14 protein-coding genes are annotated in these 18,008 nt (G+C 36.1%); 8 read left to right on the forward strand and 6 right to left on the reverse strand.

Annotated elements, in window-relative coordinates; genetic code table 11:
• The first annotated feature begins 104 nt into the window (after window positions 1-104).
• The 5 genes from IV494_RS13390 (at window position 105) to IV494_RS13410 (ending at window position 6,306) form a co-directional block, all read left to right on the forward strand.
• Window positions 105-3,023: a reprolysin-like metallopeptidase gene (locus tag IV494_RS13390; RefSeq protein ID WP_196080622.1), complete on the forward strand. Its 2,919-nt coding sequence runs from the start codon at window positions 105-107 to the stop codon at window positions 3,021-3,023.
• Window positions 3,024-3,199: 176 nt separating this feature from the next.
• Window positions 3,200-3,988: a hypothetical protein gene (locus tag IV494_RS13395; RefSeq protein ID WP_196080623.1), complete on the forward strand. Its 789-nt coding sequence runs from the start codon at window positions 3,200-3,202 to the stop codon at window positions 3,986-3,988.
• Window positions 3,989-4,119: 131 nt separating this feature from the next.
• Window positions 4,120-4,908 carry a DUF6759 domain-containing protein gene (locus tag IV494_RS13400; protein ID WP_196080624.1) on the forward strand — a complete coding sequence of 263 codons (789 nt, stop codon included), beginning with the start codon at window positions 4,120-4,122 and terminating at the stop codon, window positions 4,906-4,908.
• A 54-nt stretch (window positions 4,909-4,962) separates the two neighbouring features.
• Complete coding sequence (gene trmB / locus IV494_RS13405; protein ID WP_196080795.1) at window positions 4,963-5,637, forward strand: tRNA (guanosine(46)-N7)-methyltransferase TrmB; 675 nt, start codon at window positions 4,963-4,965, stop codon at window positions 5,635-5,637.
• Between the two features lie 18 nt (window positions 5,638-5,655).
• Window positions 5,656-6,306 carry a DUF6759 domain-containing protein gene (locus IV494_RS13410; RefSeq protein ID WP_196080625.1) on the forward strand — a complete coding sequence of 217 codons (651 nt, stop codon included), beginning with the start codon at window positions 5,656-5,658 and terminating at the stop codon, window positions 6,304-6,306.
• A 92-nt stretch (window positions 6,307-6,398) separates the two neighbouring features.
• Here IV494_RS13410 and rpsB read toward each other — a convergent pair whose 3' ends face one another.
• The 4 genes from rpsB to IV494_RS13430 all read right to left on the reverse strand — a co-directional run bounded on the left by rpsB (window position 6,399) and on the right by IV494_RS13430 (window position 8,716).
• Window positions 6,399-7,181, reverse strand: coding sequence for a 30S ribosomal protein S2 (rpsB, locus tag IV494_RS13415; protein ID WP_196080626.1), 783 nt, complete (start codon window positions 7,179-7,181; stop codon window positions 6,399-6,401).
• Window positions 7,182-7,361: 180 nt separating this feature from the next.
• Window positions 7,362-7,748, reverse strand: coding sequence for a 30S ribosomal protein S9 (gene rpsI, locus IV494_RS13420; RefSeq protein ID WP_039348997.1), 387 nt, complete (start codon window positions 7,746-7,748; stop codon window positions 7,362-7,364).
• A gap of 5 nt (window positions 7,749-7,753) precedes the next feature.
• On the reverse strand, window positions 7,754-8,209 hold the full coding sequence (gene rplM, locus IV494_RS13425; RefSeq protein WP_034721149.1) for a 50S ribosomal protein L13: 456 nt from the start codon (window positions 8,207-8,209) through the stop codon (window positions 7,754-7,756).
• A gap of 174 nt (window positions 8,210-8,383) precedes the next feature.
• Complete coding sequence (locus IV494_RS13430) at window positions 8,384-8,716, reverse strand: hypothetical protein (protein ID WP_196080627.1); 333 nt, start codon at window positions 8,714-8,716, stop codon at window positions 8,384-8,386.
• A 171-nt stretch (window positions 8,717-8,887) separates the two neighbouring features.
• Here IV494_RS13430 and IV494_RS13435 point away from each other — a divergent pair, with 171 nt between their 5' ends.
• From IV494_RS13435 to IV494_RS13445, 3 genes are all read left to right on the forward strand, one after another.
• On the forward strand, window positions 8,888-12,268 hold the full coding sequence (locus IV494_RS13435) for a methylmalonyl-CoA mutase family protein (protein ID WP_196080628.1): 3,381 nt from the start codon (window positions 8,888-8,890) through the stop codon (window positions 12,266-12,268).
• Between the two features lie 394 nt (window positions 12,269-12,662).
• Window positions 12,663-13,061, forward strand: a complete 399-nt coding sequence (locus IV494_RS13440) for a GlcG/HbpS family heme-binding protein (protein WP_196080629.1) — start codon at window positions 12,663-12,665, stop codon at window positions 13,059-13,061.
• Between the two features lie 150 nt (window positions 13,062-13,211).
• The gene (locus IV494_RS13445; RefSeq protein WP_196080630.1) at window positions 13,212-14,351 is read left to right on the forward strand and encodes a serine hydrolase domain-containing protein; all 1,140 of its coding nucleotides are present in this window, start codon (window positions 13,212-13,214) and stop codon (window positions 14,349-14,351) included.
• A 75-nt stretch (window positions 14,352-14,426) separates the two neighbouring features.
• On the opposite strand, the gene IV494_RS13450 is transcribed toward IV494_RS13445, so the two are convergent.
• Together IV494_RS13450 and IV494_RS13455 are read right to left on the reverse strand one after the other, a co-directional pair.
• Window positions 14,427-14,870, reverse strand: coding sequence for a ferritin-like domain-containing protein (locus tag IV494_RS13450; protein ID WP_196080631.1), 444 nt, complete (start codon window positions 14,868-14,870; stop codon window positions 14,427-14,429).
• Between the two features lie 113 nt (window positions 14,871-14,983).
• The gene (locus tag IV494_RS13455) at window positions 14,984-17,830 is read right to left on the reverse strand and encodes a VIT domain-containing protein (protein ID WP_230380166.1); all 2,847 of its coding nucleotides are present in this window, start codon (window positions 17,828-17,830) and stop codon (window positions 14,984-14,986) included.
• Window positions 17,831-18,008 lie beyond the last annotated feature (178 nt).

Raw genomic sequence — 18,008 nt, forward strand, 5'->3', positions numbered from 1 at the left:
GACTTGTCTTATTTTTTAAAAAATACAAGAAAGTTTAACATTTTTATTTTGATTAGAAGGGAAAAAAATCTACTTTTGGGGAACAATTTTAATAAATTAATCTTATGAAGAAAATTTTTACTTCTTTGCTTTGCGGATTGATGACTACGGCTGCTTTTGCACAATGGAGCCCGACCTCAATGCAAGGTGACAGAATTCGCGCGACATCTAATGTCACAAGTTATTATTCACTAGATCTTGCATCCATGAGATCTACACTTGCCAAAGCGCAAGAAACCGGAAAAAATTCGGTTCCAGTTGAAATTAAAATCCCTACGTTAGATGGTAAAATTGAAAGATTTGCCGTGTACAGTGCACCCGTAGTTGTAAAAAGTTTGGCAGACCGTTACCAGTTAGGCTCTTATGTAGGAGTAGGTATCGATGATCCAACTGCTCATATTCGTTTTTCTGTAGCTCCAAACGATTTTCAGTCGATGGTAGTGAGAAATGGAAAATATGAATTTATCGAGCCTCAAAATAAAGACAAGTCTGTTTACGGAGTTCATCCAAAAACAAACAAATCTGAAGCTGACAAAGCTTTTATTTGTGCAACAAGTGAAGCTCCTTTAACGAAGCAGCAAATCGACAAGTTGTATATGTCTGGTAAAACTTTTACCAATAATCCAAGTGATTTCAGCAGAGCATCTGATAAAAAATACAGAACAATGCGTCTTGCAATGTCTGTAAATGGTGAATACACGACCTACTTCGGTGGTGTTGCAGGTGCAGTTACAGCAATAAATGCTACTATTACCCGTTGCAACGGTGTTTTTGAAATGGATTTTGGTTTACATTTGATCCTTCAGGATTTCCCTGCTTTGATCTATACAAATCCAGCAACAGATCCTTATTCAACCTTAGCAAACTGGAATGTAGAATTACAGAATACGCTAACAACTGTTATCGGAAGTGCAGCTTATGATATCGGACACATGTTCGGGGCTTCAGGCGGCGGCGGAAATGCAGGTTGTATCGGTTGTGTTTGTATTGATCCAACAGGTCCAGGTGTTAAAGCAAAAGGTTCAGGTATTACTTCTCCTGCAGACGGAATCCCACAGGGAGATAATTTTGATATTGATTATGTTGCCCACGAAATGGGTCACCAATTAGGAGCAAATCATACTTTCTCTCAAGGTCTTGAAGGTACAGGTCAGAATGTTGAACCAGGTTCTGGATCTACGATCATGGGTTATGCTGGGATTACAGGAGCAAATACGGATGTACAGGCACATTCTGATGCTTATTTCCATATTAATTCTATCATCCAGGTTCAAACGAATTTAATAGCTAAAACTTGTGATGTTGAAGTGCCGGTTGCTAATAATCCAGCGGTTATTACACCACTTCCAGATGTTACTATTCCAAAAGGAACTGCATTTGTGTTAACAGCTCAGGCAACAGATCCAGAAGGTAACCCCATGACCTATACTTGGGAAGAAGTTGACAACGCAACAGTTGCAATCTCAAAAACTAATTTAGGAACTACAACTTCTGGAGCAAGTTTCAGATCGATCACAGGTACTGCAAGTCCAGAAAGATACTTCCCGAAATTTGCAACGGTAATGTCTGGAGTATTAAGTAATCCAAACGGTTGGGAAGCAGTTTCTTCTGTAGCAAGAGCTTCTAATTACCGGGTTACTGTAAGAGACACTCCTGCAGATCCTAAGCAGAGACAAACTCAAAATGCTTTACAAAAAGTGACGGTAAGTGCAAACGGACCTTTCAAAATTACTTCTACGAAAGTATATAACAACGCTCCAGGACCATTAACTTGGGATGTAGTAGGAACTGATGTTGCTCCATTTAATGTAGCCAATGTAAAAATTGACTATACAATGGATAATGGTACAACATGGACTGTATTATCTGCATCTACTCCAAATGATGGATCAGAGAATTTCAGTTTCGCATCTTTGCCAACCAATACAGCTTTGAAAGTTAGAATTTCTTCAATTGGTAACGTATTTTATGCGGTTGCTCCAGTTACTGTTTCTGCACTTGTTGCTTGCGATGGTACTGCTCCTGCAGGACTTGCAGCATCTTCAATTACAACACTTGGTGCAACAGTTTCTTGGGATCCAATTGCATCCGCAACTTATATCGTTAGATACAAAAAAGCAGCAGATGCGACGTGGACTGAAGTAGCAGTAGCAACAAATACTTATGCTATTACAGGTTTAGAAGAAGGTACTGCATATAATGTGCAAGTTGCAGCAGTTTGTACTGGTACAACCGGTGCTTATTCCGCAACTGTTAATTTCACGACATCAATGATCGCTTATTGTACATTGACGTCTACGAATTCAAATGATGAGTATATTTCTAATGTTAAAATTACTGCAGAAGGTGCAGCAGGAGTAAACAGTACTTCTGGTGCTTCCAATTATACCAATTATTCAGCAGATCCTACAAGATTGGTGAAATTGGCAAAAGGAACAACTAATAATACCCTTTCTGTAACAAAAGCATGGACAGGAACTCCATATACTGAAGCAGTAACTGTTTGGATCGATTTTGATAGAAGTGGAACTTTTGACGCGAACGAAGTAGTGATGGCTACAGCGGCAAATAGCACAACACCTGTAACTCAAGTTTTCGCTGTTCCAGCAACGGCTTATTCAGGTGATAAAACAGTTGGAATGAGAGTAGCTTTAAGATTTAGTACTCCTCAAACATCACCTTGCGGTACTTATACTTACGGTGAAGTAGAAGATTATGCAGTACTGATCTCTCCGACACTTGGAGTAAATGCAGCGACTGTTCAATCTGCTCAGGTTTATCCAAATCCAGCAATTGATTTGTTAAATATTACTAAAGTTTCTGACAAGGCAACTTACACGATCGTCAATATGGCAGGTCAAGTTGTAGCGAAAGGAAAAATAGTTGACAATAAAGTGCAGGTTTCACAACTAGTGAAAGGTGTTTATGTAATCGCTGTTGATAACGGTGGTGAAGTAAGCCAGGTGAAATTTATTAAGAAATAATAACTTTTTCTAAATATTGAAATCCCCAGAATTTTCTGGGGATTTTTTTTGCGCTTCACTTAATTATTTTTCATATCTATTTAACAGTATTTGGTACTATTTAACCAAACTTTAACCACCAAATTTTACCCATATTAGCGTATTTCTGCGAAAATTCAATTATTTTTGCGCTCTATATGAAGAAACTTTTTCTGCTTGCCACTTTTTTTATTTTAACAGAAGTAAATGCCCAGTTTTTTTCCGGGGATATTATCATCAGAGATAATTCTGTTTACTATCTGAATCAGGTATATGTTACCAATATAACGGCACAAAAAACAGTGTACACTGATTATTTTGGAGCATTTAAAATTCCGGCGAAAGTAGGAGACGTGATCAGATTTACGTCAATTGTTACCGATAGAAAAGATGTTTTGGTCACCGCAGAAAACATTCAAAATACCAATAACTTTGTGGAGTTGAAAGTCGCTTATTACGATATTCAGGAAGTTGTTATCAGCAGATTCAGACCTACGGGAAATCTGCGAAAAGACGTAAGCTCCTTAAAAACAGGAGAGAAAACTTTAGCCCTTCAAAAAATGCTTGGTCTTCCTTCTCCGAAAGGAGACGGAACGCCAACTCAACTTCCGGTAGCTGGACTTTCCGGTGGTGGACTTACTTTTGGTTTAGACAGTATTTACGATATTCTATCCGGTGAACGGAAAAAGAAAGAACGAGCTACGCAATACGAAAAAATGAATTCTACGATCAGTGGAATTAAGAGTTATTATGGTACTGATTATTTTACGAACTTAAAAATTCCTGCGCCTTTGATTGATAATTTCCTGCAGTTCATCTATACTTCAGACAATTTATATCCTTACATTAAAGCGAATAACTACGAAGCAATTGCGATTTATATTGAGAAATACCTGCCCATTTACCAAAGAAGATTAAAAAATTCCCACCTGATGGATCTTAAATAAGGTTTAATCCTTGAACTAAGATGATATTCAATATTTTTTTTAATTTCGCTAAACTAACTGTTTATCAATAATTTAATTTTAAAATCAGACTCAAGTGAGAAAGAGTCTTATTGTACAAAATTTTAAGTCAAATGTTCTCCCTTAAAAATATTTTCTTTCTTTTAATCCTGTTATCATTTTCTAATCTTTCTGCACAGAAAAAGATTAAAGATTACAGCAATATTCTTAACAGTACCAATATTTACGAGATCGATGCCTATCTAAGAGATGCTCATCCGGATGATCCGAAACGAACTGTACTGAAACCTAAACTGGTGAAGATGCTCAAAGAATACATCAGAACTGCGCATGTTGGTGATCAAAGGGTTAAAGATTTTCAGGAAAAAATTGTCTTACTGCGGAAAAGAGCTTCAACACGGATCAGTTTCGAGGAGCTGAATGAAATTATCCGACAGAAGCAAATCGCGAAATTCAAAGAAGAGTTAAGAAAAAAAGATGGAAGTTCGATCACTTATATTACGACCGTTTATGGTAGCGAATCTACACCCAATAACGCCACAACTTTTGGCAGTTCCGTAGATACAGAAGTTGAGGAGTTTAAGATGTTATTATCGGTAAGTCCCATCGAACATAAGAACAATACCGTGAAGATCCTTAATTCACTGTTTGATAATAATCCTGAAAGCAAAGAAAGTATCGTAATGATCGAAAATAAATCCGACTGCAATCTCATCATGAGGATCGACGGTGTGGGAAATACCAAATATCGTTTAGCAGTTCCGGCGCATGCACAAAATACAATTGTAATTTCAAAAGGTGATTATCTTTTCTCCAGTCTGGTTTGTGGAGCGCAGTATGCTTCTCAGAAAACTGTGCAGAAGGCGATCATGGTTGCACTGGGTGATTCTCCCGCAAAATAAATTTAAAAATAAAAAAAACTGCAATATTACAAATTGTATGTTACTGAATACGAAATGGGTAAAAATAAACAAAAAAGATTCGACGAAAATAAAACGCTTCCCAATGTTTTTCAACCAACCAGAGCTGAAGCACTCGAAGGTTTTAATATAAAAGGCAAGTGGCGTAGTGAAGTTTTTAAAAATGGTAATCCAATTGTTTTGGAACTGGGTTGTGGAAAAGGGGAGTATTCCATTGGTTTAGCAAAAGCATTTCCAGAGAAGAATTTTATTGGAATTGACATTAAAGGAGCAAGATTTTGGTTCGGTGCCAAAGAAGCTATCGAAAAAGATCTGACCAATGTTGCATTTCTCCGAACTCAAATTGAACTGGTTGACAATTTTTTTGAAACAGATGAGGTTGATGAAATTTGGATCACTTTCCCCGATCCTCAGATCAAATACAGACGGACAAAACATCGAATGACGCATCCGGAATTTCTGGAAAGATATCAGAAAATTTTAAAAAAAGACGGGATCATGCATTTGAAAACTGATTCTGAATTTCTGCATGGTTATACTTTAGGTTTGCTTCAGGGTCAAAACAGGGAAATTCTTTTTGCCAATCATGACATTTACGGAGCGCCAGAATTCGATCCGGAAACACCATTATTAAGAGAAATTAAAACGTATTACGAAACTTTATTCGAGTCAAAAGGAAAAACAATCACCTATATCAAATTTAAATTATAATTTCCCGTTAGAGCATTAATGAAGAAAATTATTTTTACACTCACTGTAGTTACGGGTCTGTCACTTTCAGCACAGAAAAAAAATAAAGATATTTTAAACAGCAAAAACATCAAGGAGATCGAAAATTTCCTGAAAACTGCGCATCCCGATGATGGCAGAAGAACGGTGTTGAAATCGAAACTGATCGCGCTTAAAAATTCTGCATGGATGAAGCCAGATCAGCAGAAAGTATTGAATTTAAAACCTACATACATCGAAATTCCGAAAGCTGTAATGCAGCAGAAGGACAATAATGAAGTGGAGGAATTTAAAATACTCATTTCAGAAAACTCTGCAAAGCACGACGAGAAAACGGTAAAATTATTAAATCAGCTTTTCGAAAATGATATTACAAATAAAGAGGCTATTCTTTTGATGCAAAATAATTCGGACTGTAACATGATCGTAAGAATTCAGGGTAAAGAATTTTATAATTTGGCCGTTCCTGCACACGGTGAAAATTCGGTGGTCATAAAGAAAGGTGACTATCAGCTGAGAAGTAATGTTTGTGATGCCTTATATACCTCTACCAAATCGATCGCTAAAAATATGCTGGTCATTCTAAATAATCCAGTGGTGAACTCTCAGAGTAGAACTTATGCACAAAATAAAAATGGTGCTTCTTATTAATAGAAAGTAAGGCCTTTTCGCAAACCAAAGATCAAGTCACAAAAAAAGGTTCAGAAATAATTCTGAACCTTTTTATATTTGAAGATAAAATCTTATTCTGCTGCAGTTGCAGGAGTTTCAGAATCGAAATCTGTATCAGCATCAGCTGAAACTTTTTCTCCTTCTTCTTTAGATTTTTCTTTATCTGCTTTTCTTTGAGACAAACCTTCTTTGATTGAAGCTGAAACTACGCTCAACAGCATATCAATAGATTTAGATGCATCATCATTTCCAGGAATTACGTATTCCACTTTTCTTGGATCTGAGTTAGTATCAACGATTGCAAAAATTGGAATTCCCAATTTCTTCGCCTCAGTAACAGCGATGTGTTCCTTCATGATATCAACAATAAATAATGCTGATGGAAGACGCACCATGTCAGAAATTGAACCTAAATTTTTCTCCAGGTTTGCTCTTTGACGATCAACCTGTAGTCTTTCTTTTTTAGATAAAGTTTCGAAAGTACCATCTTTCTTCATTTTATCAATGTGGTTCATTTTCTTAACCGCTTTACGGATGGTAACAAAATTTGTTAACATTCCTCCAGGCCATCTTTCAGTAATATAAGGCATATTAAGTTCTGCTGCATATTTCGCTACAACTTCTTTCGCTTGCTTTTTAGTCGCTACGAAAAGAACTTTTTTACCTGCAGAAGTGATTTTTTCTAAAGCTGAACAAGCTTCGTCTAATTTCACAGCTGTTTTATGTAAGTCTACGATGTGAATACCGTTTTTCTCCATAAAAATGTATGGAGCCATATTTGGATTCCACTTTCTGGTCATGTGACCAAAGTGTACTCCTGCCTCTAAAAGGTCTTTAACATTTGCTTTTGCCATGTCTCTTTTTTGTTTTTAGTTTACGTGCCGCTTTATGCAATCAACGATTTCTTTGATGGGAGAAATGTTTGGGTGCTAAACTAACGGGGCATTTTGTGATTAAAAATAAATTTTTGTAAAAAGAATTGAAATAAGAAAATAAATTCTCTGATCTCGTTTCTCCAAATCTCACGTTGAATATTAACGTTTTGAGAACTGGAATTTCTTTCTTGCTTTTTTCTGACCTGGTTTCTTTCTTTCTACCATTCTTGCGTCTCTTGTAAGCAATCCGTGCGGCTTCAAAAGCAAACGGTTTTCTTCATTGATTTCGCACATAGCTCTAGAAATAGCGAGTCTGATTGCTTCAGCCTGACCTGTAATTCCACCACCGAAAACATTCACAGTTACGTCATATTGACCTACTGTTTCTGTTAACAAAAATGCCTGATTCACTTTGTAAACCAAAACGTCAGTTCCGAAGTATTCCTTAGAATCCTTTTTGTTTATCGTGATTGCACCAGAACCTGGTCTCACGTAAACTCTTGCAACAGAAGTTTTTCTTCTTCCGATTTTATGAACTATTGACATATTAATTATTTGAATTCGTTAATATTAATTACTTTCGGCTGCTGAGCTTCATGTTTATGTTCTGTTCCTTCATATAAATAAAGGTTTTTGAACAATTGATTCCCTAATTTAGTTTTTGGGATCATTCCTTTTACAGATTTTTCCAATACTTTCAAAGAATCTTTCTTTTGAAGTTCGAGCGCAGTCATTGACTTTTGACCACCTGGATAACCAGTATGCCAAATGTAAGTTTTGTCAGCCCACTTGTTTCCGGAAAGAGTAATCTTTCCAGCATTCAAAACGATCACATTATCTCCGCAATCTGCGTGAGGGGTGAAATTCGTTTTGTGCTTACCTCTCAAAATCTTTGCAACCTTAGAAGCTAATCTTCCTAAAGGTTGTCCTTCAGCGTCTACCACAACCCATTCTTTATTTGCAGTAGCTTTGTTAGCTGAGACGGTTTTGTAACTTAATGTATTCACACTTTTTTCGTTTACGATTAAACATAATTTTTCCCTTAAAAAGGGTGTGCAAAGCTATGAAATATTTTTCTATCTGAAAACCTTTTGCCAATATTTATTGCAATCATTTGGAAAAGAAAATCTTAGAAGTGGTGATCATTCTTTATTTTAAAGGTTAATAGCACGATAAATTGCCTAATTTCTAAGTGATTTTGAAGGTTTGAAGCTTGCGATCAAATAGTACGCAACGAAAACCATGGAGAATTTAATGACTGAAGGTACAGCGAGTTCCAGACCGAAAAGCAAAAATCCGATCAGGACTAACAAGCCCATTCCAAGAAAAGAAATTCCCAGTTTTTGAGGCAATGTAAATTTTGGATCATCCAGAAAATAAGCCATTCCCCACGCAGAACCAAACGCAAATCCGTAATACAGATCCAGTTCCCAGCCTTGACTTCCCAATAGAAAGTAATTCAATAAAAAACTGACTGCGGTTCCGCCTGCTAGATATAGGAGTGCTCTTTTCATCTTTAAATTTTGGCAAAAATATTGAAAATTAAATAATCCCTGGCTTTAAATTGATTTTCTGTTAAACCTGGAAGAGGATATTTTATTTTAAAGTTCTTTCATTCAATTGTTTAAGATAACTTTTAAAATTTTATTTAATTCATTATCTTTGAAGACAACCGAAATTATATTATGAATCAAGAAAAATATACGCCGAAAAATAAAGTGAGAGTCGTAACCGCCGCTTCTTTATTTGATGGACACGACGCTGCTATTAACATTATGAGAAGAATGATTCAGGCTACAGGAGCCGAAGTTATTCATCTTGGCCACGATAAATCTGCGGAAGAAGTGGTTGACTGTGCGATTCAGGAAGATGCAAATGCGATTGCCTTGACTTCTTATCAAGGAGGCCACAACGAATACTTTAAATACATCTACGATCTTCTGCGGGAAAAAGGTGCGCCTCAAATTAAGATTTTTGGTGGTGGAGGCGGCGTAATTCTTCCTGAAGAAATAAAAGAATTAATGGATTATGGGATCGACCGTATTTATTCTCCGGATGACGGTCGCGAAATGGGATTGCAGGGAATGATCAACGATCTGGTGCAAAAATCTGATTTTGCAACGGGTGAAAAAATCGAAATTCGTGATTTAGAAAAAATAAAATTTGAAGATTCAAAATCAATTGCCGAAATTATTTCAGCCGTAGAAAATTTCTCCGATGAAAAGCCAGATCTCGTAAAAGCGATAGATGAAAAAGCAGCGGATTCTAAAATCCCAATTATCGGAATCACAGGAACAGGTGGAGCAGGAAAGTCTTCTTTAACAGATGAACTGGTTCGTCGTTTTTTAAGGTCAAATCCTGAACAAAAAATTGCAATTGTATCCGTCGACCCTTCCAAAAAGAAAACAGGTGGAGCTTTATTGGGAGACAGAATCAGAATGAATTCAATTAATGATCCGCGTGTTTATATGCGATCAATGGCGACTCGGGAAAATAATGTTTCAGTTTCGCCTTATATTCATTCTGCTTTAAATATTCTAAAATTAGCAAAACCTGATGTTATCATTTTGGAAACTTCCGGAATTGGACAATCCGGTTCTGAAATTACCGATATCGCAGATGTTTCAATGTATGTGATGACGCCGGAATATGGTGCTTCGACGCAGCTGGAGAAAATTGATATGTTGGATTATGCAGATTTAATTGCTTTAAATAAATCCGACAAACGCGGCGCTTTAGATGCTTTGCAAGCTGTTCGTAAAACCTATCAGAGAAATCATACCGCTTTTGATAAACCGTTAGAGGAAATGCCGGTCTTCTTTACGAAAGCCAGTCAGTTCAATGATTATGGAACGACCGAATTATACAATGCTTTAATTAATAAAGTCAACGATAAATTAGTTGAAACTACTGGTGAAACTGCCCCTAAATTTAGAGAATTTGTAGAGCAGAATATTTCTGAAGACACCACTGTAATTCCACCAAAACGAGTTCGTTATCTTTCTGAAATTGTAGAAAGCAATCACGCTTATGACAAAGAAGTAGAAAATCAGGCTTTGATCGCAAAGAAAATGTATTTACTTGAAGGCGCGAAAGTTTTGATCACCGACGATCAGCATACTGTAGAAAAATTAGAAAAAGTTTTTCTTAAAACGAAGAAAGAACTTTCTGAAGAAAATATCGCTTTTCTAAAAGGCTGGAAAAACTTTAAAGAAGAAATGTCACAGGACGCTTATTCTTACTTTGTTCGTGGAAAAGAAATTAAAGTCGAAACCAAATACGAATCTTTATCTCATTTAAAAATCCCAAAACTTTCATTACCGAAATTTCAGGATTGGGGAGATTTGCTTCGTTGGAAAGGTCAGGAAAATGTACCGGGACAATTTCCTTACACGGCAGGATTATTTCCTTTTAAAAGAACAGGAGAAGATCCAACTCGTATGTTTGCCGGAGAAGGTGGACCGGAAAGAACGAACCGTAGATTCCATTATGTTTCCGCAGATATGGACGCGAAACGTTTATCCACAGCTTTCGACTCGGTTACATTATATGGACAGGATCCAGCTTTTCCACCAGATATTTATGGGAAGATCGGGAATGCCGGAGTGTCTATTGCGACGTTAGATGATGCGAAAAAATTGTATTCAGGATTTGATCTGGTGAATGCCATGACTTCGGTTTCAATGACCATAAATGGTCCAGCTCCAATGTTGCTCGCCTTTTTTATGAATGCGGCCATCGATCAGAATGTCGAAAAATACTTATCAGAAAATAATCTTTGGGACGCAGTTGAGGCAAAATTAAAAGCCAAATTTGATGATCAAGGTTTGAAAAGACCTGCTTACGAAGGCGAACTTCCAAAAGGAAATAATGGTTTAGGTTTAAAATTGTTAGGAATTACAGGTGATGAAGTGATCGATGCGGAGGTTTATAATAAAATTAAAGCAGAAACCATCGCAAATGTTCGTGGAACGGTTCAGGCAGATATATTAAAGGAAGATCAGGCACAAAACACCTGTATTTTTTCCACCGAATTTGCTTTGAGATTGATGGGTGATGTTCAGCAATATTTCATCGATGAGAAAGTGAGAAATTTTTATTCAGTTTCAATTTCCGGGTATCATATTGCAGAAGCGGGCGCAAATCCGATTTCTCAATTGGCATTTACTTTGGCAAATGGATTCACGTACGTAGAATATTATTTGAGCCGCGGAATGAATATCAATGATTTCGCACCGAATTTATCTTTCTTCTTTTCTAATGGATTGGATCCTGAATACGCTGTAATCGGTCGTGTTGCGCGTAGAATTTGGGCAAAAGCAATGAAGCTGAAATACCACGCGAACGAAAGATCTCAAATGTTGAAATATCATATTCAAACTTCCGGAAGATCGCTGCATGCACAGGAAATTGACTTTAATGATATTCGTACAACATTACAGGCGTTGTACGCGATTTATGACAACTGTAACTCGTTGCATACCAATGCTTATGATGAAGCGATCACGACTCCGACTGAAGACTCCGTTCGTCGAGCAATGGCAATTCAGCTCATCATTAATAAGGAATTAGGTTTAGCGAAAAATGAAAATCCTTTACAAGGTTCATTTATTATTGAAGAATTAACCGATTTGGTAGAAGATGCAGTTTATACAGAATTCGACAGAATTACTGAAAGAGGCGGCGTTTTGGGTGCAATGGAAACCATGTATCAACGTTCGAAAATTCAGGAAGAAAGTATGCATTACGAAATGCTGAAACATACCGGAGAATTCCCGATTATCGGCGTGAATACTTTCCTTGGAAAAGACGGTTCGCCAACGGTTCGTCCGGGTGAAGTTATTCGTTCTACGGAAGAAGAAAAGCAGGTTCAAATAAAAAATTTAGAAAACTTCCAGAAATCTCACGCTGATAAAAGCGACGGAATTTTGAAAGATCTGCAGACTTCCGCTATCAATCATGAAAATTTATTTGCAAAAATGATGGAAGCGGTGAAATACTGTTCACTCGGACAAATCACCAATGCTTTATTTGAAGTGGGCGGAATGTATCGAAGAAATATGTAGTTCAATTTTTTAAATCTTCATCTATTTACCAACCGTGTCAAACTTCAAAATCTTGACACGGTTTTTTTTATTAATTTTTTCAATGACGTTAATTTTCGTTAAATCAGATAATTACGATCTTTCTTTGAAAATCATTTTTTACATTTACGTTAATATTAATTTAATAGAAATTATGGAAAACACGAATTGTACCTGCAACTGCGAATCTTGCAAATCAGGAGACTGTAAAAAATGTACGTGTACCAACTGTACCTGCAAAGGCTGTACGTGCGAAAAGTAGCTCCTTGAGAGAACAACAATAATTAATACATATGACCATCAAATTTTTATAGGTTTGAGGGTCTTTTTTATACTTTTTAAAAGCAAAAATTTAAACAAATAAAAAATTTAGTAAATGAATATTACGTTATCGCAAGCTGAAAAATTAATTTCTGCAGCACAGGAAAAAGCCAGAGCAATCGATTGTAAAATGAATATCGCCGTAGTCGACGGTGGTGCAAACTTAGTCGCTTTCGCAAGAATGGATGGCGCTTGGTTAGGATCATTGGATATCTCCATTAAGAAAGCAAAAACAGCAAGATTTTTTGATATGAATTCCGGGGAGATCGGCAATCTTTCTCAACCCGGAGGTTCGCTTTACAACATCGAACATTCCAACGGTGGTCTAATAACTTTCCCAGGTGGAATTCCGGTGAAAAATGCCGATGGTGAAATTATTGGTGCGATCGGAGTAAGCGGAAGTTCTGTTGAAAATGATCACGCAGTTGCAGAGGCCGGAGCATCTTCATTGTAAAACCTCAAGATCAAGTACCTTAAAATCTCTCAAATTTTGGGAGATTTTTTTTAGTCTAAACTGAAAAATTATTTAAAATTCTGAAAAATTTATGTCTCATCAAAGGTCATTTATTTTTCATTCTTTATATTTGAAAAAAGACAATTTCATATGAATTTTAAAACTACATTTTTCCTGTTTATTTTCATCCTTTTATTTTCCTGTAAGTCAGAAACAGAAAAAATTGCGGAAAAAACGATTTCGCGGGATGCAGTGATCGACAGTACGATCAACAGTTTTCAGAAAAAATTATTGACTGCCCAAATTGATTCTGTCTTTTCTAAATATCATTTCAATGGTTCTGTGGCAGTTCTGAAAGGTGAAAATATTTTATATCAAAAAAGTGAAGGATTTCAAAATTTTAAGGATAAGTCTAAGCTCGACAGCAATTCGGTTTTTGCAATTGCGTCGATCAGTAAACAGTTTACCGCGGTTCTTATTTTGCTTCAGGAAGATCAGGCCCATCTTAACACAGAAGATAAAATTTCAAAATACTTGAAGGGCTTTGAAAAAGGTGGCTTTGAAAATATCAGCATTAAGAATTTATTAAATCATACCTCAGGAATCAGTGATTCTGGAAATGGATTGCTTTCAAAACCCGGAGAAAAATTTCATTATTCTAACAAGGGATATCGGCTGTTGGGCGAAATTATTGAAAAAATTTCAGGGAAATCTTACGATGAAAACGCGCTCGAACTTTTTAAAAAAGTTGGAATGAACAATTCTTCTACCGCTAATTTATCGCAGGGAAATCATCTTGCAGGAGCTTTCTTAGGGAATTCGAAAAAACTTCAGGAAATTGCAAATATGCCGAAACGTCTAGCAAACAAAGAGATCTCCGTTCCTGCCGGCGGAATCTTGACCACCGTTTCTGATCTTCATCTCTGGAATACAAAACTGTATAACGGACAAATTCTGAAGCCGGAAACTTTGAAAAAAATGACTGAAAAATCAGCGGATAGAAATCATCCGGTTTTTGGAAAAATGGAATATGGTTTCGGAATTATGATGAACAATATGGAACCTCGTTCTTATTTTCATTCGGGTTATGTAAAAGGTGCGCCGTCACTCAATATTTATTATCCGGAAACTAAAACTTCAGTCATCATTTTGTCCAATATTGCTGATGAGGCGAAAGGAAAAAATGCGATTTTTAATCCGCATAAGGAAATGAAAAAGATTGCAGATTCAGTTCAAAACAAAGTAGTTGAGTTGCGGACGGAAATGTTGAAACCACTTTCTTCGCTCTAATAGATTTGTTTTCATTCCAAAAAAAATGGTTTCAGCACTGCCGAAACCATTTTTTAATGCTATCTCTGAAATTTTTTAGGATTGAAAACCATCCATCACTTTTAATGATGCTAAAGCTTTGTCTACAGAATTTTTCTGAGTTTGAACCATATCTTTTACATCTTGTGGTAAAACTTCTTTGGTTAACATGTCTCCGTACTCTGCGGAAAATGCTTCTTCACCACGAATTGCTTCTGCGTAGATCGCATTGTCTCCATCTGTAAATGCGTCTCTGATTGCGATCCAGGTTCTGTGTAGATCTCCCACAATACTTGTTCCTTTGTGCGGTTCGCCACCATATTTTGAAATTAATTCTTTGATATGATGTCCGAAATCATATCTGTTTTGAGCTTGAGCATCAAAATAAGATTTAAGAGAAGTGTGCTCAATTTTTTCAGCAACTTCTTTATATCCTTTCTCAGCGTCGTAATTTTTGGTCAGTAAATCGTTTAATAAGCTAACTACTTTGTCGTTTTCCATTGTAATATTTTTTAATGTTATTTCCTTCATTAGTGCACAAAACATTCCAATTTCCGAGGAATAGTAAGATTTAACTTAGTTTAACAATAGTGAATTTCTCGATGAAAAAAAAATTAAAATTCGAACTCTCCGATCAAAACACCATCGCCGTTTCCTTCTTTTGATTTTTTCTGATTTTGAAAAATAACGAGTTTTCTTTCCTGTTTACCAGTAGCGTAATTAAGATAGATCTCCGCTAAGATTGCAGTTGGTCCACTCAAAGTCACCTGGTTTTCTCCATAGAAATTGGTTTCTATTTTATATTTTCCTTTGATGGCTTTCTTTAATAAAAATTGTTCCGGTCCGAATCCTCCCGTGAAATCATCGCTCAATCTTCCGCCAAGCGCCGTTTTTTTATTAGAATACATGCATTTTTCTCCGTTCGGATCGGTCACCCAAAGATCAATATCGGTATTGTCTTTATTCCAGTTCAGAACGACGCGAATATTGACAGGTAGATCTGTTATTAATTTTGGATTAATTTTACTTAGATCGAGTTTATTACCGTTTCTGGAGATCAATTCATTCAATTCCATGATGATGGTTTCTTCTATTCCGTTATCTCGGTTTGCGAGTTCCTGCGTGTACGATCTATTCAAAATTTTGTAAAGATTATTCAATGCTTCCTGTGGTTTCCCCTCATCTTCCAATGCCAATGCATAATCGCGGTAACTCTGAGGATCCATCGGTCGCCACTCCATAATTTTTTTGGCGATCCAGACTTGTTTGTCGTTGATATTCTGTTCTTTTAATTTGTAAACCAGGAGCTTGTACAGTTCTTCATTTTCAAGATCCAGATCCGCAATTGAACTCAAAACCTTTAAACCTAATTTTCTATTATTTTGTTGAAAGAGCAGATTTGCCACATCAAAATAGAAAGTCGGTGTTTGAATGTAATTTTTTCTTTGCACCAAATATTGCGTATAAATACTTTCTGCGGAATTTAATTTGTCAAAAAACTTCATGTATTCCTGATCAGATTTCACATCGATGGTTGTGATCTTTCCTTTTGCGATGTTTTCTTTTTCAGCGGATTTGTCATTACTGACTTCATCGTCACTCCTGCTTTTATTACTGGCTGAACTAATTCCTCTAACTGTGACTACTTCCTGAATATCTTGAGTCCTCTCTTCAGAATTATTTCCACGAATTTGAACCCCCTGAACCTGACCGGATAATTCGTTGTGAACTTCAGAATTATTGACTGATGGCGCTTGATTTTGACGACCCAATGGTTTTGGATATTTTTTCGGACTTTTAAAATCAGTATTCGACCATTTTTTCAGATCTTCTGTCATCAGTTCCGCTTTCTCCATTAAATTCGTCATTCGGGCATCTCTTTGATCTCGGTTTCCTTTTATGATTTGATCATATTCTGCCCGCAATTCTGCAGGTGGAAAAATTTCGTAACGTGCATAATCCTGTACATTTTCTAAGACAATTAAACTCGTGCTATTGGTGGCGATACCAAATTGCTTACCTAATTCCTGAATGTCTTCTTTATTTTTCTCTCCAAAAAGCTCCAGTTCAGAAATCTTTTTTTGTGCCCAAAATTTCGAAATATCCCAGTCTTTGGTGCTTTGGTTTTCAGCATTAATGGTTATTACTTTTTCTTGAGAAACCTGATTTCCAAAGCCGAAAAGTAAAGTGATTGAAGTTTTTCCCTGATTTGAAATCCCTGTCAATACCAGATTATTATTAACAGTTTGTGGAAGTTGTGGATAAACTTCACTCAAATTCGAACCAGGTGTAATACCCAGAAATTTTAGATTTTGGAAAAGCAATTTTTTTACCTCCTGCGGAGGTGAGTTTTGATTGATATTTAAGAGTTCACCACCTGTTTTTAAACTGATGAATTTCATCTGACTGAAGTTAGATTTCGGCGAAGAAATGATGGTATAAACGGGTTTTCTTAAAGTTAGATTTAAATCTCCAAAAGTAGACAGGCCATCGGAAAAGAGAAAATACTCCTCTACATTCAGACTCTTTATTTCTCCGAAGTCTGTTCCTCCATCGTAGGTTAGAGTCTTTAAAAAAGTTTTTAATTCCGTCCAGTTTCCATTAGTAATTTTAAAGCTTTTGCTTTCTTCAAATTCATTGCTAAGAAGTGATAATTTGACATTGATATTTTTTGCCACTTTAAAATATTCATCCAGTAACTCAAATTCTTTTTCGTGATCGCGTTTTAAACCACTCAAAGAATTGTCCCAAATAATGCCGATCGTCTGCGGAATTTTTTTTGAAATTGAAGAAGCCGTCACGGGGATATTTGCCAAAAAATAAAATTGATCGCCACTCGCTTTCTGCATCAAAACAGAATTTTCTTCATTATTTTGAGGAAGATTAATTCGCAGGTTTTCTGTCGTTTTATAATTAGATTTTTTAATTTCCGCAACCCAAACATTTCCATTCTTTTTAAAATCAAAACTTCCATCGGGTCTTTCTTCTAATTGTGGCATTGTGCTGTTTTCAAAAACCGTAGTTTTTAAACTAAAAAAAGGAATAGAAGCTTTATAATCCAGCGGTAAAAAATACTCGAGATTATTTCCCGATTTTTTTAATTCTTGATTATAAGTAATTTGAACGGTTCTTTCTCCATTGGCGAGAACGGGATAAATACGCGTCCGAAAATTATTTCCCTCTACTTTTTCCAAAATTCCGGGGTCAACTCTTCTTTTCTCAATACTTTCAAAAACTTCTTTCGCCCTGGCTTTTTCAACGGGAACTGCATTGCGTAATTTCCCATTAATATCTAAAGCATAGCCACTTACGGAAACGTTTTCCGGCAAAGGAAATGTTATTCTACCTTCTAATATTCTGCTGGAATTATTTTTGAAAACCATTGTTGCAACGGTGGTAGAAATGTTTCCAGTGATCTTGATGTCATAATTTAAACTTTGAAGAATTACCTCGTTATTCATTTTATAATCTCCATTTTTCCCCGCAATTTCCAAGATGGGAATTTGAGCGAAAAACAAATTTGAAAACAGCAAAAACGAGAAGAGAGTTGACAATTTTTTCATAAGACAGAAGATTTTTTATTTGACATCACGTATTGTTTAAAGTTAAAAAGATTTCCCCTTTTTTACAGAAAAATTT

Source organism: Kaistella gelatinilytica (assembly GCF_015679325.1).
Taxonomy (GTDB): domain Bacteria; phylum Bacteroidota; class Bacteroidia; order Flavobacteriales; family Weeksellaceae; genus Kaistella; species Kaistella gelatinilytica.